Raw genomic sequence first — 21,527 nt, forward strand, 5'->3', positions numbered from 1 at the left:
ATCAGATTATTCGCATTAAGGCTTATAAATAAAGTGGTTTTAGGTTAAGATACAAGGGACGAATGACGTGCGGTCCGCATTATTTGCTAATATTCAGGACGGATAAATGTGGCTAACTTACTGCCATATATGCTTATTTCTCGTTGATGTATGCTCGGCTCTTTTCTTGTTCTTACCATTTTGGCATCAGCTCGGGTAGAAATCCGCGTTCACTTAATAGGTGAGGCCGTTCTTGATGAAATATCCTGAGAAATTGCGTCAGGTATTATTACTGAAGAAAGGGAGTAGCATTTCACCCGTCACATGATATACATATTTACTTTCACCCTGTTACATCGGGATATCCTGCTAAGGAAGCGCATTACAAAAGGAATTGCTTGTTTTTGTATGCACAGCATTAACGAGCTCAAAATGAGCCGCCAGTAAGTGAAAAATTATGATAAACGCAAATCGTCCGATAATTAACCTCGACCTCGATCTGCTGAGAACATTTGTTGCTGTTGCCGATCTGAACACTTTTGCAGCAGCAGCTGCTGCGGTGTGTCGTACGCAGTCGGCGGTGAGCCAGCAGATGCAGCGTCTTGAGCAACTCGTAGGGAAAGAACTTTTCGCTCGTCACGGTCGTAACAAACTGTTGACGGAACACGGCATTCAGCTTCTGGGTTATGCCCGGAAAATCTTACGTTTCAACGATGAGGCGTGCTCATCTTTGATGTTCAGCAATCTTCAGGGGGTATTAACAATCGGCGCCTCTGATGAATCTGCCGACACCATTCTGCCTTTTCTTCTGAATCGCATTAGTTCGGTTTATCCGAAATTAGCGCTGGATGTCAGGGTGAAGCGTAATGCCTATGTCGTCGACATGCTGCAATCGCAGGAAGTCGATCTGATCGTGACCACCAATCGTCCCACTTCTGTGGACTTTCTGACGTTACGCACTTCACCTACCCACTGGTATTGCGCGGCGGAATATGTGTTGCAAAAAGGCGAACCGGTACCGCTGGTGCTACTGGACGATCCCAGCCCTTTTCGCGACGTGGTGCTAAAGACCCTGAACGCCGCGAACATTCCCTGGCGTCTGGCTTATGTGGCCTCTACGCTGCCGGCGGTTCGCGCGGCGGTGAAGGCCGGTCTTGGCGTAACGGCGCGTCCGGTTGAAATGATGAGCCCGGATCTGCGTGTGCTTGGCGCCGTGGACGGTTTACCGCCGCTGCCCGACACCGAGTATCTGCTCTGTCGCGATCCGGCCAGTCAGAATGAGCTGGCGCAGGTTATCTTTCAGGCGATGGATTCCTGGCAAAATCCCTGGCAATACAGTTCGATTACCCCGGAAGGGGGAGATGACTCGGTGCTGGTCGAAGGGGATTTCGAGTAACGCTTTGCGTTCAACGGTTAAAAATTGTGTTTGTAAAAAAGAGCCACTGATGATGAAAAAACATCCAGTGGTTCTTTTTTTGTACTAATATCGTTAACGGGCAGGAGAAAAAGGGCAAAATTCCTCAAAAATCAGCGAGTAGAAATCACGCTTAACCATTGCGCAAAAAACACGCTAAAACCGAACCGCTGTTTTTGCATGTTAAAAAAAGCGAGAAATTGTTGCTGTTTTTTATGGTGAATTAACAAAAGCGTGTCACAGATCAAGAAAATACTCCCTTTTAGGGGAAGGCATTTGCCCTAATTCCTGTCAAAATAGGCGCGCTTTTTTCCTTTACCTCACTACGGACACGATTCAACAACCGCGATTTTAGGCAGTGAGTCGATCGACACGGCGCTAAAACGCATTAAATGTTAAGGTTGTTGTGGTCATGTAAATTAATGTGAGGAAACTTTTGTTAAAGTTGACAAAAGGTTATAGAAAGGAGTAAAAAACCCCATCAATTGGCTGTGTAAAACGATTTTCTACAGTGATTGTAAGGTTTTTTTTATTCCTCCCCATGAATCGATGTGGCGTTCATCTGCCGATAAGAGCAGAGAATTTGGCGCTACTTTTGATGAGTAAGCAATGAGTATGTCAACATCCACTGAAGTCATCGCTCATCACTGGGCATTCGCTATCTTTCTTATTGTTGCCATTGGCCTGTGCTGCCTGATGCTCATCGGCGGTTGGTTTTTAGGCGGTCGCGCACGCGCGAGGTCAAAAAACACCCCGTTTGAATCAGGTATCGACTCGGTCGGCACCGCCCGCTTACGCCTGTCCGCCAAGTTTTATCTGGTGGCCATGTTCTTCGTTATCTTCGACGTTGAAGCGCTGTATCTGTTCGCATGGTCAACTTCTATTCGCGAAAGCGGCTGGGTTGGCTTTGTGGAAGCCGCAATTTTTATTTTTGTGTTACTGGCAGGTCTGGTTTATCTGGTGCGTATTGGCGCGCTGGACTGGACGCCCGCGCGTTCACGCCGCGAGCGTATGAACCCGGAAACGAACAGTATCGCTAATCGTCAACGCTAACCGCGAGGCATTAAGATGGATTATACGCTCACCCGCATAGATCCTAACGGTGAGAATGACCGTTACCCCCTGCAAAAACAGGAGATCGTAACCGACCCCCTGGAGCAAGAAGTCAACAAAAACGTGTTCATGGGCAAACTGCATGACATGGTTAACTGGGGGCGTAAAAACTCTATTTGGCCGTACAACTTCGGCCTTTCCTGCTGCTACGTTGAAATGGTGACCTCGTTTACCGCCGTGCATGACGTGGCGCGTTTTGGCGCGGAAGTATTGCGTGCGTCGCCGCGTCAGGCTGACCTGATGGTAGTGGCAGGCACCTGCTTTACCAAAATGGCACCGGTGATTCAGCGCCTTTATGACCAGATGCTGGAGCCGAAATGGGTGATCTCCATGGGCGCATGCGCTAACTCCGGCGGTATGTACGATATTTATTCGGTTGTGCAGGGGGTCGACAAATTTATCCCTGTGGATGTTTACATCCCGGGTTGCCCGCCTCGTCCGGAAGCGTACATGCAGGCGTTAATGCTGTTACAGGATTCGATCGGCAAAGAGCGCCGTCCGCTCTCCTGGGTGGTGGGCGATCAGGGCGTTTATCGCGCCAACATGCAGTCAGAGCGCGAGCGTAAGCGCGGCGAACGCATTGCAGTAACCAATCTGCGTACACCAGACGAGATTTAATTTGCGCCTGTCGGCAGCAGCGTATGACTTCGCTAATTATTAGATAGACACAAAATCGTTCAGGTCTGAAAGATGAGTGGATAAATCGCGCGAAGCTCTGTCGACAGTCACCACGGACCATTTGCAATGGTGAACAATATGACCGACTTAACCGCGCAAGACGCCGTATGGCAGACCCGGGACCACCTTGATGACCCGGTCATTGGCGAACTGCGCAACCGTTTTGGGCCGGATGCCTTTACCGTTCAGGCGACTCGCACCGGGGTACCCGTTGTTTGGATCAAGCGTGAACAATTACTGGAAGTGGGTGATTTCTTAAAGAAACTGCCGAAACCTTACGTCATGCTGTTTGACTTACACGGCATGGACGAACGTCTGCGCACGCACCGCGAAGGGTTACCCGCCGCGGATTTTTCCGTTTTCTACCACCTGATTTCCATTGAACGCAACCGCGACATCATGCTCAAGGTGGCCTTGTCTGAAAACGACCTGCACGTGCCGACATTTACCAAAGTGTTCCCGAACGCGAACTGGTACGAGCGTGAAACCTGGGACATGTTTGGTATTGAGTTTGACGGTCACCCACACCTGACACGTCTGCTGATGCCGCCGACCTGGCAAGGGCACCCGCTGCGTAAAGATTACCCGGCGCGCGCCACCGAATTCGATCCGTTTGAGCTGACCAAAGCGAAACAGGATCTGGAGATGGAAGCGCTGACCTTCAAACCGGAAGACTGGGGCATGCAGCGTGGTACCGAAAACGAGGACTTCATGTTCCTCAACCTCGGTCCAAACCACCCGTCTTCTCACGGTGCTTTCCGTATCGTTCTGCAACTCGACGGTGAAGAGATCGTCGACTGCGTGCCGGACATCGGCTACCACCACCGTGGCGCTGAAAAAATGGGCGAACGCCAGTCCTGGCACAGCTACATTCCGTATACCGATCGTATCGAATACCTCGGCGGCTGCGTCAACGAAATGCCTTACGTGCTGGCGGTAGAAAAACTGGCGGGCATCACCGTGCCGGATCGCGTCAATGTGATCCGTGTGATGCTCTCAGAGCTGTTCCGCATTAACAGCCATCTGCTGTATATCTCGACGTTTATTCAGGACGTCGGCGCAATGACGCCGGTCTTCTTTGCCTTTACCGATCGTCAGAAAATCTATGACGTGGTTGAAGCGATCACCGGTTACCGCATGCATCCGGCGTGGTTCCGCATCGGCGGCGTTGCGCACGATCTGCCGCGCGGGTGGGAAAAACTGCTGCGTGAATTCCTTGACTGGATGCCGAAGCGCCTGGCCTCGTACGAAAAAGCCGCGCTGCGTAACACCATTCTGAAAGGCCGTTCCCAGGGCGTTGCCGCCTATGGGGCGAAAGAGGCGCTGGACTGGGGCTGTACGGGCGCTGCCCTGCGCGCCACCGGTATCGATTTCGATGTGCGTAAAGCGCGTCCGTACTCTGGCTATGAAAACTTCGACTTTGAAGTGCCGGTGGGCGGCGGGGTCTCCGACTGCTATACCCGCGTAATGCTGAAAGTGGAAGAGTTGCGCCAGAGCCTGCGTATCCTTGAGCAGTGTCTCAATAACATGCCGGAAGGCCCGTTCAAAGCGGATCATCCGCTGACAACGCCGCCGCCGAAAGAGCGCACGCTGCAGCATATCGAAACCCTGATCACCCACTTCCTGCAGGTGTCCTGGGGACCGGTCATGCCAGCGAATGAATCTTTCCAGATGATCGAAGCGACCAAAGGTATTAACAGTTATTACCTGACCAGCGATGGCAGCACCATGAGCTATCGTACCCGTATCCGTACCCCGAGCTATGCGCACCTGCAGCAGATCCCGGTGGCGGTACGCGGCAGCCTAGTGTCCGACCTGATCGTCCATCTGGGTAGTATCGATTTTGTTATGTCAGATGTGGACCGCTAATTATGCACGAGAATCAACAACCACAAACCGAGGCTTTTGAGCTGAGTGCGGCAGAGCGTGAGGCGATTGAGCACGAAAAGCACCACTACGAAGACCCGCGTGCGGCGTCCATTGAAGCGCTGAAAATCGTCCAGAAACAGCGTGGCTGGGTGCCGGACGGCGCGATCTACGCGATCGCCGACGTACTGGGGATCCCGGCGAGCGATGTCGAAGGCGTGGCGACGTTTTACAGCCAGATCTTCCGCCAGCCGGTTGGCCGACACGTGATCCGCTATTGCGACAGCGTGGTATGCCACATTACCGGTTACCAGGGGATCCAGGCGGCGCTGGAGAAAAAACTCAACATCAAGCCGGGGCAAACCACGTTCGATGGTCGCTTCACCCTGCTGCCGACCTGTTGCCTGGGGAACTGCGATAAAGGGCCGAACATGATGATTGATGAGGACACTCACAGCCATCTGACCCCGGAAGCGATTCCAGAACTGCTGGAGCGGTATAAATGAAAAACATTATCCGTACTCCCGAAACGCATCCGCTGACCTGGCGTCTGCGTGATGATAAACAGCCGGTTTGGCTGGACGAATACCGTAGCAAAAACGGTTACGAAGGCGCGCGTAAGGCGCTGACCGGTCTGTCTCCGGACGAGATCGTCAACCAGGTGAAAGACGCTGGCCTGAAGGGGCGCGGCGGCGCGGGCTTTTCTACCGGCCTGAAATGGAGCCTGATGCCGAAAGACGAATCCATGAACATCCGTTACCTGCTGTGTAACGCTGACGAAATGGAGCCGGGCACCTATAAAGACCGTCTGCTGATGGAACAACTGCCGCACCTGTTGGTGGAAGGCATGCTGATCTCCGCGTTTGCGCTGAAAGCGTACCGTGGCTACATCTTCCTGCGCGGTGAATATATTGAAGCGGCGGTTCACCTGCGTCGCGCCATTGCCGAAGCAACCGAAGCCGGTCTGCTCGGCAAAAATATCATGGGCACCGGTTTTGACTTCGAACTGTTTGTGCACACCGGGGCAGGGCGCTACATCTGCGGTGAAGAGACCGCGCTGATTAACTCCCTCGAAGGCCGCCGCGCGAACCCGCGTTCCAAGCCGCCATTCCCGGCGACCTCTGGCGTCTGGGGCAAGCCGACCTGCGTGAACAACGTTGAAACGCTGTGTAACGTCCCGGCGATTCTCGCTAACGGCGTCGAGTGGTATCAGAACATTTCGAAGAGCAAAGACGCTGGCACCAAGCTGATGGGCTTTTCCGGACGCGTGAAAAATCCAGGCCTGTGGGAACTGCCGTTTGGCACTACCGCGCGTGAGATCCTTGAGGATTATGCGGGCGGTATGCGCGATGGCCTGAAATTCAAAGCCTGGCAGCCTGGCGGCGCGGGAACTGACTTCCTGACCGAAGCGCATCTCGACCTGCCGATGGAGTTCGAAAGTATCGGTAAAGCAGGCAGCCGTCTGGGGACGGCGCTGGCGATGGCGGTGGACCATAAAATTGGCATGGTGTCGCTGGTGCGCAACCTGGAAGAGTTCTTTGCCCGTGAGTCCTGCGGCTGGTGTACGCCGTGTCGCGATGGGTTACCGTGGAGCGTAAAAATTCTGCGCGCACTGGAGCGTGGCGAAGGCCAGCCGGGGGATATCGAGACGCTTGAGCAACTGTGTCGGTTCCTGGGCCCGGGTAAAACCTTCTGTGCACACGCACCGGGCGCGGTGGAACCGCTGCAGAGCGCAATTAAATATTTCCGCGAAGAATTCGAAGCTGGCATCAAGCAGCCGTTCAGCAATACCCACGGAATTGGTGGTATTCAGCCGAACCTGCTGAAAGAGCGCTGGTGAGTTAAATTTTTTAATTTGGAAGCATGCTAATGGCTACGATTCATGTAGACGGCAAAGAATATGAGGTGAACGGAGCGGACAACCTGCTTGAAGCGTGTCTGTCTCTCGGCCTTGATATTCCGTACTTTTGCTGGCACCCGGCGCTGGGAAGCGTCGGTGCTTGCCGCCAGTGTGCGGTGAAGCAATACCAGAACGCGGAAGACACGCGTGGTCGCCTGGTCATGTCCTGTATGACACCGGCCTCCGACGGCACCTTTATTTCTATTGACGACGAAGAAGCGAAACAGTTCCGCGAAAGCGTGGTGGAGTGGTTAATGACCAACCACCCGCACGACTGTCCGGTCTGTGAGGAAGGGGGGAACTGCCACCTTCAGGATATGACCGTGATGACCGGCCACAGCTTCCGTCGTTACCGTTTCACTAAACGTACGCACCGTAACCAGGATCTGGGGCCGTTCATCTCTCACGAAATGAACCGCTGCATCGCCTGCTATCGCTGTGTTCGTTACTACAAAGACTATGCGGACGGTACGGATCTGGGCGTGTATGGCGCGCACGACAACGTCTACTTTGGTCGCCCGGAAGATGGCGTACTGGAAAGCGAGTTCTCCGGCAACCTGGTGGAAATCTGTCCGACCGGCGTCTTTACCGATAAAACGCACTCCGAGCGTTATAACCGTAAATGGGATATGCAGTTTGCCCCGAGCATCTGCCAGCAGTGCTCTATTGGTTGTAACACCAGCCCGGGTGAACGCTACGGCGAACTCCGCCGTATCGAAAACCGTTACAACGGTACCGTGAACCACTATTTCCTCTGCGACCGCGGTCGTTTCGGCTATGGCTACGTCAATCTGAAAGATCGTCCGCGTCAGCCGGTACAGCGTCGTGGAAACGATCTGATTACCCTCAATGCCGAACAGGCCATGCAGGGCGCGGCGGATATTCTACGTCAGTCGAAGAAAGTCATTGGGATCGGGTCTCCGCGCGCCAGCGTGGAAAGCAACTTTGCGCTGCGTGAGTTGGTTGGTGCGGAAAACTTCTACACCGGAATCGCGCAGTCGGAACAAGAACGTCTGCAACTGGCGCTAAAAGTGCTGCGTGAAAGCGGCGTTCATACCCCTGCGCTGCGCGATATTGAATCTTACGACGCCGTGCTGGTGCTCGGTGAAGACATCACCCAGACCGGCGCGCGCGTTGCGCTGGCGGTTCGTCAGGCGGTGAAAGGGAAAGCGCGTGAAATGGCGGCGGCGCAGAAAGTGGCTGACTGGCAGATTGCGGCAATCCTTAACATTGGCCAGCGCGCTAAACATCCGCTGTTCGTCACCAACGTCGACAACACCCGTCTGGACGATATTGCCGCATGGACCTACCGCGCGCCGGTAGAAGACCAGGCGCGTTTGGGCTTTGCCATCGCCCATGCGCTCGACGCCGCCGCGCCTGCGGTGGACGGTCTGAGCAGCGACCTGAAAAGCAAAATCGACGTGATTGTTCAGGCTCTGGCTGGCGCGAAAAAACCCCTGATTATCTCTGGCACCAACGCCGGGAGCAGTGACGTGATCCAGGCGGCGGCTAACGTCGCGAAAGCGCTGAAAGGTCGCGGCGCGGATGTCGGTATCACCATGATTGCCCGTTCCGTAAACAGTATGGGTCTCGGCATTATGGGCGGGGGTTCGCTTGACGACGCGCTGACCGAGCTGGAAACCGGGCGTGCTGACGCTGTCGTGGTGCTGGAAAACGATCTGCATCGTCATGCTTCCGCCACCCGCGTTAACGCTGCGCTGGCAAAAGCGCCGCTGGTGATGGTGGTTGACCATCAACGCACCGCGATCATGGAAAACGCCCATCTGGTCCTTTCCGCCGCCAGCTTTGCTGAAAGCGACGGTACGGTCATTAACAACGAAGGCCGCGCACAGCGTTTCTTCCAGGTTTATGACCCGGCGTACTATGACAGCAACGCCGTGATGCTGGAAAGCTGGCGCTGGCTACACTCGCTGCACAGCACCGTGCAGAACCGCCAGGTTGACTGGACGCAGCTTGACCACGTCATTGACGCCGTCGTGGCCGCGATGCCAGAGCTGGCCGGTATTAAAGACGCCGCGCCGGATGCTTCTTTCCGCATTCGCGGTCAGAAACTGGCCCGTGAACCGCACCGCTATAGCGGTCGTACCGCGATGCGCGCCAATATCAGCGTGCATGAGCCACGTCAGCCGCAGGATAAAGACACCATGTTCGCCTTCTCAATGGAGGGGAACAACCAGCCGTCGGCGCCGCGTTCACAGATTCCGTTTGCCTGGGCGCCAGGCTGGAACTCGCCACAGGCGTGGAACAAGTTCCAGGATGAAGTGGGCGGTAAACTGCGTCATGGCGATCCGGGCGTGCGTTTGATTGAAGCGTCCGAAGGGGGGCTGGATTATTTCACCACCGTTCCGGCGAGCTTCCAGCCGCAGGACGGTCAGTGGCGTATCGCGCCGTACTACCATCTGTTTGGTAGCGACGAGCTGTCCCAGCGTGCGCCGGTGTTCCAGAGCCGGATGCCGCAGCCGTACATCAAGCTCAACCCGGCCGATGCCGCGAAGCTGGGCGTCAATGCCGGTACCCGCGTCTCCTTTAGCTACGATGGCAACACGGTAACGCTGCCGGTTGAAATCGCGGAAGGGTTAACGGCAGGGCAGGTCGGTCTGCCGATGGGTATGCCAGGCATTGCGCCAGTGCTGGCCGGTGCGCATCTTGAGGATCTGCAGGAGGCACAACAATGAGTTGGATTACACCGGATCTGATCGATATCCTGCTGACTATCCTCAAAGCGGTGGTGATCCTGCTGGTCGTGGTGACCTGCGGGGCCTTCATGAGCTTTGGCGAACGTCGCCTGCTGGGTCTGTTCCAGAACCGTTATGGACCAAACCGCGTCGGCTGGGGCGGTTCGCTCCAGCTGGTGGCGGACATGATCAAGATGTTCTTTAAAGAGGACTGGATCCCGAAATTCTCGGATCGCGTCATCTTTACGCTGGCGCCAATGATCGCCTTTACCTCGCTGCTGCTGGCCTTTGCGATTGTGCCGGTTAGCCCGGGTTGGGTGGTTGCGGACCTGAACATCGGCATCCTGTTTTTCCTGATGATGGCGGGTCTGGCGGTGTACGCGGTGTTGTTCGCCGGTTGGTCGAGCAATAACAAATACTCGCTGCTCGGCGCGATGCGCGCCTCTGCGCAAACGCTGAGCTATGAAGTGTTCCTCGGACTGTCCCTGATGGGCGTGGTGGCGCAGGCCGGATCGTTCAACATGACCGACATTGTGAACAACCAGGCTGACATCTGGAACGTTATCCCGCAGTTCTTTGGTTTTGTCACCTTCGCTATCGCGGGCGTGGCAGTGTGTCACCGTCACCCGTTTGACCAACCGGAAGCCGAACAGGAACTGGCCGACGGTTACCACATTGAATATTCCGGTATGAAATTCGGTCTGTTCTTTGTGGGGGAGTACATCGGTATCGTCACCATTTCCGCGCTGATGGTTACCCTGTTCTTCGGCGGCTGGCAAGGCCCGTTCTTACCGCCATTCATCTGGTTCGCGCTGAAAACCGCGTTCTTCATGATGATGTTCATTTTGATTCGTGCGTCGTTACCGCGTCCGCGTTATGACCAGGTAATGTCCTTCGGCTGGAAAATCTGCCTGCCGCTGACGCTCATCAACTTGCTGGTAACGGCGGCTGTCATTCTCTGGCAGGCGCAATAAGGGGCACTAAGACCATGACCTTAAAAGAGTTGTTAGTAGGTTTCGGCACCCAGGTACGCAGTATCTGGATGATCGGCCTGCATGCGTTCGCAAAACGCGAAACAAAGATGTATCCGGAAGAGCCGGTCTACCTGCCGCCCCGTTTTCGTGGTCGTATCGTCCTGACGCGCGACCCGGACGGCGAAGAGCGCTGCGTTGCCTGTAACCTGTGTGCGGTAGCGTGCCCGGTAGGCTGTATTTCTCTGCAAAAAGCGGAGACCAAAGACGGTCGCTGGTATCCGGAGTTTTTCCGTATCAACTTCTCACGCTGCATCTTCTGCGGTCTGTGCGAGGAAGCCTGTCCGACAACGGCGATCCAGCTTACCCCGGACTTTGAACTGGGTGAGTATAAGCGCCAGGATCTGGTTTTCGAGAAAGAGGATCTGCTGATCTCCGGTCCGGGTAAATATCCGGAATATAACTTCTACCGGATGGCAGGTATGGCAATCGACGGCAAAGATAAGGGCGAAGCGGAAAACGAAGCTAAGCCTATCGACGTCAAGAGCCTGTTACCGTAAGGAGAGGGGCAATGGAGTTCGCTTTTTATATCTGTGGCCTGATAGCCATTCTCGCAACCTTGCGAGTGATCACCCATACCAATCCGGTGCATGCGCTGCTGTACCTGATTATTTCGCTGCTGGCGATTTCCGGGGTGTTCTTCTCGCTGGGCGCTTACTTCGCCGGTGCGCTGGAAATCATCGTCTACGCGGGCGCCATCATGGTGCTGTTCGTGTTCGTGGTGATGATGCTCAACCTGGGCGGGTCTGAAATTGAACAGGAACGCCAATGGCTGAAGCCGCAGGTGTGGATTGGCCCGGCGGTTCTGTCGGCCATCATGCTGGTGGTGATTGTCTACGCCATTCTTGGCGTTAACGACCAGGGCATTGACGGTGAGCCGATTAGCGCGAAAGCCGTCGGTATCACCCTGTTCGGACCTTACGTTCTGGCGGTGGAGCTGGCGTCTATGCTGCTGCTGGCCGGTCTGGTTGTCGCTTTCCACGTGGGGCGTGAAGAACGCGCCGGGGAAGTGCTGAGCAACCGTAAGGACGACAGCGCGAAAAGAAAAACGGAGGAGCACGCATGATCCCCTTACAACACGGACTGATCCTCGCGGCAATCTTATTTGTTCTGGGCTTAACCGGTCTGGTTATCCGCCGCAATCTGCTGTTTATGCTGATTGGGCTGGAGATCATGATCAACGCTTCCGCGCTGGCTTTTGTGGTCGCCGGAAGCTACTGGGGCCAGACCGATGGTCAGGTGATGTACATTCTCGCCATCAGCCTTGCGGCGGCTGAAGCGAGCATCGGCCTTGCGCTGCTGCTGCAACTTCATCGCCGTCGCCAGAACCTGAACATCGATTCAGTAAGTGAGATGCGTGGATGAACATGCTTGCCTTAACCATTATTCTGCCATTGATTGGCTTTGTACTGCTGGCGTTCTCTCGCGGACGCTGGTCGGAAAATCTCTCCGCGACCGTGGGCGTTGGCTCCATCGGTCTGGCGGCGCTGGTGACCGCGTTTGTCGGTATCGACTTCTTCGCGAACGGCAAGCAGGCGTACAGCCAGCCGCTGTGGACGTGGATGTCGGTCGGTGATTTCAATATCGGCTTCAACCTGGTGCTGGACGGCCTGTCGCTGACCATGCTTTCCGTGGTTACCGGCGTGGGTTTCCTGATCCACATGTTCGCTTCCTGGTACATGCGCGGCGAAGAGGGTTACTCACGCTTCTTCGCCTACACCAACCTGTTTATCGCCAGCATGGTTGTTCTGGTGCTGTCCGATAACCTGCTGTTGATGTACCTCGGCTGGGAAGGCGTGGGCCTGTGCTCTTACTTACTGATCGGCTTCTATTACGGCGATCCGAAGAATGGCGCCGCGGCGATGAAAGCGTTCGTCGTAACCCGCGTGGGTGACGTATTCCTCGCCTTCGCGCTGTTCATCCTCTACAACGAGCTGGGTACCCTGAACTTCCGCGAAATGGTTGAACTGGCGCCAGCGCATTTCGACGCGGGCAACAATATGCTGACCTGGGCGACGCTGATGTTGCTGGGGGGAGCGGTAGGGAAATCCGCACAGCTGCCGTTGCAGACCTGGCTTGCCGACGCGATGGCTGGCCCGACGCCTGTCTCCGCGCTGATCCACGCCGCGACCATGGTTACCGCCGGCGTGTATCTGATCGCACGTACGCACGGCCTGTTCCTGATGACCCCGGAAATCCTGCATCTGGTTGGGATTGTGGGCGCAATCACGCTGGTGATGGCCGGTTTCGCCGCGCTGGTGCAAACCGACATCAAACGTGTGCTGGCCTACTCCACCATGAGTCAGATTGGCTACATGTTCCTGGCGCTCGGCGTGCAGGCGTGGGATGCGGCGATTTTCCACCTGATGACGCACGCCTTCTTTAAAGCGCTGCTGTTCCTGGCGTCTGGCTCCGTTATCCTGGCCTGCCATCATGAACAGAACATCTTCAAGATGGGCGGCCTGCGTAAGTCCATTCCGCTGGTGTATCTCTGCTTCCTGGTGGGCGGAGCGGCGCTGTCGGCGCTGCCGCTGGTGACCGCAGGCTTCTTCAGTAAGGATGAGATTCTGGCTGGCGCGATGGCGAACGGTCATATCAATCTGATGGTGGCAGGTCTGGTCGGTGCATTCATGACCTCTCTGTATACCTTCCGAATGATTTTCATCGTATTCCACGGTAAAGAACAAATTCACGCACATGCAGGGAAGGGGATCACCCACCATCTGCCGCTGATTGTCCTGATGGTGCTGTCCACCTTTGTCGGCGCGCTGATTGTGCCGCCGCTGCAGGGGGTTCTGCCGCAGACTACCGAACTTGAACATGGCCGCGTAATGACGCTGGAAATTACCTCTGGTGTCGTGGCGATCGCGGGCATCCTGATTGCCGCATGGCTGTGGCTGGGCAAACGCACGCTGGTGACGTCCATCGCCAACAGTGCGCCGGGCCGTCTGCTGGGCACCTGGTGGTACAACGCCTGGGGCTTTGACTGGCTGTACGACAAAGTGTTCGTGAAGCCGTTCCTTGGCGTGGCCTGGCTGCTGAAGCGCGATCCGCTGAATGCGCTGATGAACGTACCGGCAATCCTTTCCCGCTTTGCAGGTAAAGGCCTGCTGTTCAGCGAGAACGGCTATCTGCGCTGGTATGTGGCATCCATGAGCATCGGTGCGGTTGTGGTGCTGGCGTTGTTGATGGTTTTACGTTGATTTGAGATCGCGGTTTTGCCCGGTGGCGCTGCGCTTACCGGGCCTACAAGACCGTAGGTCGGGTAAGCAAAGCGCCACCCGACACAACAAACCGCACTCAAACGTGAATTTGTTGAAATTCGTTGAAAATCAGGTCCGACAGGACAGGCGTTATCGGCGAAGTCAGAGTGGACACCGCCTGCGCACAGCAACCGAAGCGTACTTAAGTACGTGCGGATTGCGAGCACAGCCGGGGTCGCTATGACGAGCAAGATAGCCTGAACCGGACTTAAACAAGGAACAAATACTGCCATGTTATTACCCTGGCTAATACTTATTCCCTTCATTGGTGGGTTTCTGTGCTGGCAGACCGAACGCTTTGGCGTGAAGGTGCCGCGCTGGATCGCGCTGATCACCATGGGACTGACGCTTGCGCTTGGCCTGCAGCTGTGGTTGCAGGGCGGCTATTCACTGACGCAATCCGCTGGCATTCCGCAGTGGCAGTCTGAATTTGTCCTGCCGTGGATCCCGCGCTTTGGCATCTCTATTCATCTGGCTATCGACGGTCTGTCGCTGCTGATGGTGGTGCTGACCGGCCTGCTCGGCGTTCTGGCGGTACTTTGCTCCTGGCGAGAAATCGAAAAATACCAGGGCTTCTTCCACCTGAACCTGATGTGGATCCTGGGCGGTGTGATCGGCGTGTTCCTCGCCATCGACATGTTCCTGTTCTTCTTCTTCTGGGAAATGATGCTGGTGCCGATGTACTTCCTGATCGCGCTGTGGGGCCATAAGGCGTCCGACGGTAAAACGCGTATCACGGCGGCAACCAAGTTCTTCATTTACACCCAGGCGAGCGGTCTGGTGATGCTGATTGCGATCCTGGCGCTGGTGTTCGTGCATTACAATGCAACCGGCGTCTGGACCTTCAACTATGAAGCGTTGCTGAATACCCCGATGTCCCACGGCGTCGAATACTTGCTGATGCTGGGCTTCTTCATCGCCTTCGCGGTGAAAATGCCGGTGGTTCCGCTGCACGGCTGGCTGCCGGATGCGCACTCTCAGGCGCCGACCGCCGGTTCCGTTGACCTTGCGGGGATTCTGCTGAAAACCGCGGCCTACGGTCTGCTGCGTTTTTCTCTGCCGCTGTTTCCGAACGCCTCTGCGGAGTTCGCGCCGATTGCCATGTGGCTGGGTGTGATCGGCATCTTCTACGGTGCATGGATGGCGTTTACCCAGTACGACATCAAGCGTCTGATTGCCTACACCTCCGTCTCCCATATGGGCTTCGTGCTGATTGCTATCTACACTGGCAGCCAGCTGGCGTACCAGGGGGCGGTGATCCAGATGATCGCGCACGGTCTGTCCGCGGCGGGGCTGTTTATCCTTTGCGGCCAGCTGTACGAACGTCTGCATACGCGTGATATGCGCATGATGGGCGGCCTGTGGGGCAAAATGAAGTGGCTGCCTGCGCTGTCGATGTTCTTCGCAGTGGCAACGCTCGGTATGCCTGGCACCGGTAACTTCGTCGGTGAATTTATGATCCTGTTCGGCAGCTACCAGGTTGTTCCGGTGATCACCGTCATCTCCACCTTTGGTCTGGTGTTTGCCTCTGTTTATTCGCTGGCGATGCTGCATCGTGCTTACTTCGGTAAAGCCAAAAGCCAGATTGCGAATCAGGAACTGGCAGGGATGTCGCTGCGCGAGCTGTTTATCATCCTGTTGCTGGTCGTGCTTCTGGTACTGCTTGGCTTCTATCCGCAGCCGATTCTGGATACGTCGCATTCCGCGATGAGCAACATCCAGCAGTGGTTTGTTAATTCCGTTTCTACTACAAGGCCGTAAATCGCCATGACAATAACTCCACAACACCTGATTGCGCTGCTACCGCTGCTGATCGTCGGCTTGACGGTGGTGGTTGTGATGCTCTCCATTGCGTGGCGACGCAATCACTTTCTCAATGCCACGCTGTCGGTCATTGGGCTTAACGCTGCGCTGGTTTCGCTCTGGTTTGTTGGCCAGGCGGGCGCCATGGACGTCACGCCGCTGATGCGGGTTGACGGTTTCGCCATGCTCTACACCGGGCTGGTTCTGCTGGCGAGCCTGGCGACCTGTACGTTTGCCTACCCGTGGCTGGAAGGCTATGACGACAACCGGGAAGAGTTCTACCTGCTGGTGCTGATTGCCGCTCTGGGCGGGATCCTGCTGGCGAACGCTAACCATCTGGCCGCGCTGTTCCTCGGTATCGAACTGATCTCCCTGCCGCTGTTTGGTCTGGTAGGCTATGCCTTCCGCCAGAAGCGCTCGCTGGAAGCCAGTATCAAATACACTATCCTGTCCGCCGCCGCGTCTTCCTTCCTGCTGTTTGGTATGGCGCTGGTGTACGCACAGTCCGGCAACCTGTCGTTCGTGGCCCTCGGCAAGAGCCTCGGCGACGGTATGCTGAGCGAACCACTGTTGCTGGCGGGCTTCGGGATGATGATTGTCGGCCTCGGCTTTAAACTGTCTCTGGTGCCGTTCCACCTGTGGACGCCTGACGTCTACCAGGGCGCGCCTGCGCCGGTATCGACCTTCCTGGCGACGGCGAGCAAAATCGCTATCTTCGGTGTGGTGATGCGTTTGTTCCTCTATGCGCCAGTAGGCGACAGCGAAGCGGTACGCGTGGTGCTGGGCATTATCGCCTTTGCCTCTATCATCTTCGGTAACCTGATGGCGCTGAGCCAGACCAACATTAAGCGTCTGCTCGGTTACTCCTCCATCTCTCACCTCGGCTATCTGCTGGTGGCGCTGATTGCCCTGCAGAGCGGCGAGATGTCGATGGAAGCGGTGGGCGTCTACCTGGCCGGCTATCTCTTTAGCAGCCTTGGCGCGTTTGGTGTGGTCAGTCTGATGTCCAGCCCGTACCGTGGGCCGGATGCTGACTCACTGTTCTCCTATCGCGGTCTGTTCTGGCATCGTCCTGTTCTCGCCGCGGTCATGACGGTAATGATGCTGTCGCTGGCGGGTATCCCGATGACGCTCGGCTTTATCGGCAAGTTCTACGTGCTGGCGGTCGGCGTGCAGGCCAGCCTGTGGTGGCTGGTTGCCGCCGTGGTGGTCGGTTCCGCGATAGGTTTGTACTATTACCTGCGCGTTGCGGTCAGCCTGTACCTGAGCGCGCCGCAGCAGCTTAACCGCGATGCGCCGTCGAACTGGCAGTACAGCGCGGGCGGCATTGTGGTGCTGATCTCCGCGCTGCTGGTGCTGGTGCTCGGCGTCTGGCCGCAGCCGCTGATCAGCATTGTGCAGTTAGCGATGCCGCTGATGTAAGCGAAACGCAGACCTAAAAAACCCGCTTCGGCGGGTTTTTTTGTGGGCTGACATACCGGCCAGCCTCTCTGGCGTTATTAGGATCCGCTTAACCGCTGTCTGCTCACCAGCGGGCCGTCAATTCTTTTCACCGCGCGCGTCATCACTTCCTGAATAACTGACGACAGCTCGTTGATTTCAAACTTCGCCACATAGCCGTCAGCTTTCACTTTGCGTACATGATCTTCGTTGGCGCTGCCAGACAGAGAGGAGTGGATCACCACTGGAATGTGCTTCAGGCGTTCGTCGGTTTTAATCTTACGGGTAAGGGTGAATCCGTCCATCTCTGGCATTTCCAGGTCGGTAAGCACCAGGGCGATTTTTTCGCTGATGGCTTTGCCTTCCGCTTCGGCCTCTTTCGCCAGGTGCTGGATTTTCTCCCATGCGTCTTTCCCGGTAACGTGCATCTGGTGCGGAATGTCCATTGCGTTCAAGCCTTTTTCCAGCATCGCCCGGGCCACGCGAGAGTCCTCGGCGACAATGGCCACCGCTCCGGGGGTAATGTTGAATTTACTGGTTTTCAGTTCCGTGGCGCGTAGGTCATGGTTTGCGGGCACGATGTCATACAGGATCTGCTCAACGTCCAGCACCAGCGCCAGGTTGTTGGTCTCTTTGTCCTCGTCCAGGCAGGCGATACTGGTGATGTAACGTCCGTTTACCGCTTTCTCGGCGGTATGCACCTGCTGCCAGTCCAGACGCATGATGTTTTCCACTGACTCGACGGCGAAGGCCTGGACGCTGCGGGCGTATTCAGTGATCAGCAGGATATTCAACCCGTTTTCCGGTTGACACCCGGCGACGGCGGGGAGGTCGATCACCGGGATCACCTGATCGCGAATATTCACCATCCCCAGCAGCGGCGCCTTCATGCCTGCCGGACGCGTAAACGTCGGCATTGGCACAATTTCTCGCAACTTAAAGACGTTAATGCCAAACAGCTCAGACTTTTGCTCGTGCAGGGAGGTTCCCAAACGAAACAGCAGCAGCTCAAAGCGGTTGGACAGGGTGAGATTCGCCCTGTCATCGATATCTTTCTGGAAATTGTCCATTCTGTCCTCAGTGTGAATACTGCCTTTTTACTGTTATCGGCACCGGGGACAAAAAGTGGAGCGTTAAACCGTGAAAACGGCGAAATCCGCAGCCAGTTCCGTGTGCGGAAAAATGGCCCGACACTCCGCCAGAAGGCGCTGGCAGCCGGTTTCATCGTAGCGTGAACTGATATGCGTCATGATGAGCTTGCCGACTCCTGCCTCTTTCGCCAGCATCGCCGCCTGACGGGTGGAGCTGTGACCCCGGCTGTTGGCCTTCTCTTCCATCGAGGCATCCAGGGTGGTTTCGTGAATCATCACGTCAACCCCTTTCGCCAGCGCAAGGGCGCCGACGCAGGGCGCCGTGTCGCCAAAAATGGCCACCGCTTTGCCCGGGGTTGCCGGAGCAAGGTAGTCCGCGCCGTTGATGGTGCGGCCATCATTAAGGGTAATTGTCTTTCCGGCTTTCAAGTCCTGAAACCAGGGACCCGGCGTAACCCCCGCGGCTTTCAGCGCGTTGGCGTCAAGCGCACCCGGTTTGTCGTGTTCTTCAACGCGGTAGCCGTAGCATTCCAGCGGGTGTTCAAGCGGGTAGGCGGTCACCTTGCGCAAGCCGTCGTCAAGGATTTCACCGGCGGTAATCTCGATGATATCCAGCGGATAGTCGGTCCACGAACCGCTCAGGCGCAGGCTGGTTTCGGTGAATTCACGAAGCCCTTTGGGTCCATAAAGGGTCAGCGGATGCGGATTGCCTGCCATCGAGCGGCTACACAACAGACCCGGTAAACCAAACAGATGATCGCCATGCAGGTGGCTGATAAAAATGCGTTCAATCTTGCCGGGATGAAACGCCGTCTCCAGCATCTGCTGCTGCGTGCCTTCCCCGCAGTCAAACAGCCACAGCGCGGGCTGAGTGGGATGGTGCAGATGCAACAATATCGCCGTGACGTTGCGCGCGCGGGTAGGGACGCCCGCCGAGGTACCTAAAAAGATAAATTCCATTATTTCATTACACTTTTTCAACTTATTCTGGCTAGTATAAAACGTTTGAGCAAAAGGAGGGCGCGATGATTACCTGGCAAGATCTGCATCATTCACAATTAACGGTTCCCGCGTTGTACGCGCTACTTAAACTGCGCTGCGCGGTGTTTGTCGTCGAACAGCACTGCCCTTATCTGGATATTGACGGCGACGATCTGGTGGGTGAAAACCGCCACATCCTCGGCTGGCATAACGATGAGCTGGTGGCATATGCGAGGATTCTGAAAAGTGACAACGCGCTGGAGCCGGTGGTCATTGGCCGGGTGATCGTCAGCGAAGCCCTGCGTGGCGAAAAGCTTGGCCAACATCTGATGTCCCGGACGCTCGCCGCCTGCCAGCAGCACTGGCCGCAAAAAGCGCTGTATCTCGGCGCGCAGGCGCATCTGCAAAACTTCTACGCGCGATTCGGTTTTACGCCCGTGACCGATGTCTATGATGAAGACGGCATTGCCCATATCGGTATGGCCCGTGAGGCAATTCAGGCGTAAATCCGCGTCGTTGTCTATAGTTAGGAACAGGTTTTACTAAAATGGAGAACGAGAATGTCTTATCAGTTTGGTGATTCGCGTATTGATGACGACCTGACGTTGCTGAGCGAGACGCTGGAAGAGGTGCTGCGCTCTTCGGGTGACCCTGCCGATCAAAAGTATATCGAACTCAAAGCGCGCGCAGAACAAGCGCTGGAAGATGTAAAAAATCGCGTCAGCCATGCGTCCGACAGCTATTACTATCGCGCAAAACAGGCGGTGTATCGCGCTGATGACTATGTGCATGAAAAACCGTGGCAGGGGATCGGCGTGGGCGCAGCGGTAGGTATGGTACTGGGCTTGCTGCTCGCACGGCGTTAACCCTCACCGGAAACGCATCGACTCCCTAAACTGGGGTACTGCATTTTTTCTGTAGTACCCCGTATAATGTGAGGTTTTTAACAGGGAGAGGTCCGCGTGAATTCACTCACTACTGCGCTGGAAAGCCTGACGCGCCTTTTATCGCAGGAATTACCCGCCGCGCCGGGCATGCGGGTTTTCGATGTCCCTTTCCCCCTCAATGACGCTTTCGACGCGTTAAGCTGGCTTGCGAGCCAGCCTGTTTACCCACAATTTTACTGGCAGCAGCGCAACGGCGATGAAGAAGCCGCGGTGCTCGGTTCGGTTTCCCGCTTTTCCTCGCTTGATGCCGCGCAGCGTTTTCTTCGCGACCACCCACAGCAAAGCGACCTGCGAGTCTGGGGACTGAACGCCTTCGACCCGAAAACGGGCGAACTCTTTTTGCCCCGTCTGGAATGGCGGCGCTGTGCGGGCGTGGCGGTGCTGCGGTTGCATGTCTGGAGCGACAGATCGCTGCGTGAGGATGCCGACCGGGCGCTGTCGTTTCTCGCTTCACTGGCGAGCGTCAAACCGCTGGCGGCGCTGCGGCTTACCCTGGTTGGCGAGCAGCACTGGCCGGAAAAAGCAGGCTGGGTGACGCTGATTCAGCAGGCAACGCGCACGATTGCCGAAGACCAACTGGAAAAAGTGGTGCTGGCGCGCGCCAGCGATCTGCAATTTTCTCGTCCGGTGAATGCGGCCGCGATGATGGCGGCAAGCCGTCGTCTGAATCTGAACTGCTATCATTTCTACATGGCCTTTTGCGCGAACAGCGCTTTTCTTGGCTCATCCCCGGAGCGACTCTGGCGGCGGCGGGATACCGCGCTCCGGACCGAGGCGCTGGCGGGGACAGTCGCTAACGATCCTGATGACTACAAAGCCTGGCAACTGGGCGAGTGGTTAATGAAGGACGATAAAAATCAGCGCGAAAACATGCTGGTGGTCGAAGATATCTGCCAGCGATTACAACAACATACCCACTCGCTGGACGTGCTGCCGCCAAAAGTACTGAGGCTGCGAAAGGTCCAGCATTTGCGCCGCTGCATCTGGACGGCGCTGAATCAGCCTGACGATACGCTGTGCTTACTGCAACTCCAGCCGACGGCGGCGGTGGCGGGGATCCCCCGGGATCGCGCGCGGATGTTCATTCATCAACATGAACCGTTCGAACGCGAATGGTACGCCGGGTCGGCGGGTTATCTGTCGTTACAGCAAAGCGAGTTTTGCGTGTCGCTGCGCTCAGCGAAAATCACCGACAACGTGGTCAGACTGTATGCCGGAGCGGGCATTGTTCGCGGTTCCGATCCCGAACAGGAATGGCAGGAAATCAACAATAAAGCCGCAGGTCTGCGAACTTTGTTACAGATGGACGGATAATGAGTCACTTA

The 21,527-nt window shown here is 56.1% G+C and carries 19 protein-coding genes; 17 read left to right on the plus strand and 2 right to left on the minus strand.

Going from position 1 to position 21,527, the window contains the following annotated elements:
- The first annotated feature begins 436 nt into the window (after window positions 1-436).
- The 14 genes from lrhA to nuoN all read left to right on the plus strand — a co-directional run bounded on the left by lrhA (window position 437) and on the right by nuoN (window position 17,165).
- A complete protein-coding gene (gene lrhA, locus APU02_RS11940) occupies window positions 437-1,375 on the plus strand; it encodes a transcriptional regulator LrhA (RefSeq protein ID WP_042290686.1) in 939 nt (312 codons plus the stop codon).
- 627 nt (window positions 1,376-2,002) lie between these two features.
- Complete coding sequence (gene nuoA / locus APU02_RS11945; RefSeq protein WP_042317806.1) at window positions 2,003-2,446, plus strand: NADH-quinone oxidoreductase subunit NuoA; 444 nt, start codon at window positions 2,003-2,005, stop codon at window positions 2,444-2,446.
- Window positions 2,447-2,461: 15 nt separating this feature from the next.
- Entirely contained in the window at window positions 2,462-3,124 is a 663-nt protein-coding gene (gene nuoB / locus APU02_RS11950; RefSeq protein ID WP_003028075.1) for an NADH-quinone oxidoreductase subunit NuoB, read from the plus strand.
- Window positions 3,125-3,250: 126 nt separating this feature from the next.
- Window positions 3,251-5,053 carry an NADH-quinone oxidoreductase subunit C/D gene (nuoC, locus tag APU02_RS11955; RefSeq protein WP_082636826.1) on the plus strand — a complete coding sequence of 601 codons (1,803 nt, stop codon included), beginning with the start codon at window positions 3,251-3,253 and terminating at the stop codon, window positions 5,051-5,053.
- 2 nt (window positions 5,054-5,055) lie between these two features.
- Window positions 5,056-5,556: an NADH-quinone oxidoreductase subunit NuoE gene (gene nuoE / locus APU02_RS11960; protein WP_012131493.1), complete on the plus strand. Its 501-nt coding sequence runs from the start codon at window positions 5,056-5,058 to the stop codon at window positions 5,554-5,556.
- Window positions 5,553-6,890, plus strand: coding sequence for an NADH-quinone oxidoreductase subunit NuoF (gene nuoF, locus APU02_RS11965; protein ID WP_060570109.1), 1,338 nt, complete (start codon window positions 5,553-5,555; stop codon window positions 6,888-6,890). Before nuoE ends, nuoF begins: the two co-directional genes overlap by 4 nt.
- A 29-nt stretch (window positions 6,891-6,919) precedes the next feature.
- Window positions 6,920-9,646, plus strand: coding sequence for an NADH-quinone oxidoreductase subunit NuoG (gene nuoG, locus APU02_RS11970; protein ID WP_060570110.1), 2,727 nt, complete (start codon window positions 6,920-6,922; stop codon window positions 9,644-9,646).
- Entirely contained in the window at window positions 9,643-10,620 is a 978-nt protein-coding gene (nuoH, locus tag APU02_RS11975) for an NADH-quinone oxidoreductase subunit NuoH (RefSeq protein WP_042290675.1), read from the plus strand. The genes nuoG and nuoH overlap by 4 nt, the downstream gene beginning before the upstream one ends.
- Before the next feature lie 14 nt (window positions 10,621-10,634).
- A complete protein-coding gene (nuoI, locus tag APU02_RS11980) occupies window positions 10,635-11,177 on the plus strand; it encodes an NADH-quinone oxidoreductase subunit NuoI (protein ID WP_042290673.1) in 543 nt (180 codons plus the stop codon).
- Window positions 11,178-11,188: 11 nt separating this feature from the next.
- Window positions 11,189-11,743, plus strand: a complete 555-nt coding sequence (nuoJ, locus tag APU02_RS11985) for an NADH-quinone oxidoreductase subunit J (RefSeq protein ID WP_042290671.1) — start codon at window positions 11,189-11,191, stop codon at window positions 11,741-11,743.
- Window positions 11,740-12,042 (plus strand): NADH-quinone oxidoreductase subunit NuoK, encoded by a 303-nt coding sequence (nuoK, locus tag APU02_RS11990; protein WP_000612644.1) that lies wholly within the window; start codon window positions 11,740-11,742, stop codon window positions 12,040-12,042. The genes nuoJ and nuoK overlap by 4 nt, the downstream gene beginning before the upstream one ends.
- Window positions 12,039-13,880: an NADH-quinone oxidoreductase subunit L gene (gene nuoL / locus APU02_RS11995; RefSeq protein ID WP_060570111.1), complete on the plus strand. Its 1,842-nt coding sequence runs from the start codon at window positions 12,039-12,041 to the stop codon at window positions 13,878-13,880. Before nuoK ends, nuoL begins: the two co-directional genes overlap by 4 nt.
- Before the next feature lie 291 nt (window positions 13,881-14,171).
- A complete protein-coding gene (gene nuoM, locus APU02_RS12000) occupies window positions 14,172-15,701 on the plus strand; it encodes an NADH-quinone oxidoreductase subunit M (RefSeq protein WP_042290666.1) in 1,530 nt (509 codons plus the stop codon).
- Between the two features lie 6 nt (window positions 15,702-15,707).
- The gene (nuoN, locus tag APU02_RS12005; RefSeq protein WP_042290665.1) at window positions 15,708-17,165 is read left to right on the plus strand and encodes an NADH-quinone oxidoreductase subunit NuoN; all 1,458 of its coding nucleotides are present in this window, start codon (window positions 15,708-15,710) and stop codon (window positions 17,163-17,165) included.
- Between the two features lie 77 nt (window positions 17,166-17,242).
- Here nuoN and APU02_RS12010 read toward each other — a convergent pair whose 3' ends face one another.
- The gene (locus APU02_RS12010) at window positions 17,243-18,253 is read right to left on the minus strand and encodes a chemotaxis protein (protein WP_060570112.1); all 1,011 of its coding nucleotides are present in this window, start codon (window positions 18,251-18,253) and stop codon (window positions 17,243-17,245) included.
- 63 nt (window positions 18,254-18,316) lie between these two features.
- Complete coding sequence (gene rbn, locus APU02_RS12015) at window positions 18,317-19,234, minus strand: ribonuclease BN (protein WP_060570113.1); 918 nt, start codon at window positions 19,232-19,234, stop codon at window positions 18,317-18,319.
- 65 nt (window positions 19,235-19,299) lie between these two features.
- On the opposite strand from rbn, the gene APU02_RS12020 reads away from it, so the two are divergent.
- The 3 genes from APU02_RS12020 to menF all read left to right on the plus strand — a co-directional run bounded on the left by APU02_RS12020 (window position 19,300) and on the right by menF (window position 21,516).
- The gene (locus APU02_RS12020; RefSeq protein ID WP_060570114.1) at window positions 19,300-19,761 is read left to right on the plus strand and encodes a GNAT family N-acetyltransferase; all 462 of its coding nucleotides are present in this window, start codon (window positions 19,300-19,302) and stop codon (window positions 19,759-19,761) included.
- Window positions 19,762-19,815: 54 nt separating this feature from the next.
- Window positions 19,816-20,121, plus strand: a complete 306-nt coding sequence (gene elaB / locus APU02_RS12025) for a stress response protein ElaB (protein ID WP_042290656.1) — start codon at window positions 19,816-19,818, stop codon at window positions 20,119-20,121.
- 96 nt (window positions 20,122-20,217) lie between these two features.
- Window positions 20,218-21,516: an isochorismate synthase MenF gene (menF, locus tag APU02_RS12030; protein ID WP_060570115.1), complete on the plus strand. Its 1,299-nt coding sequence runs from the start codon at window positions 20,218-20,220 to the stop codon at window positions 21,514-21,516.
- Window positions 21,517-21,527: the final 11 nt, after the last annotated feature.

Origin of the sequence: Citrobacter sp. 50677481 (genome assembly GCF_001463265.1) — a bacterium.
Taxonomy (GTDB): Bacteria; Pseudomonadota; Gammaproteobacteria; order Enterobacterales; family Enterobacteriaceae; genus Citrobacter_A; species Citrobacter_A sedlakii.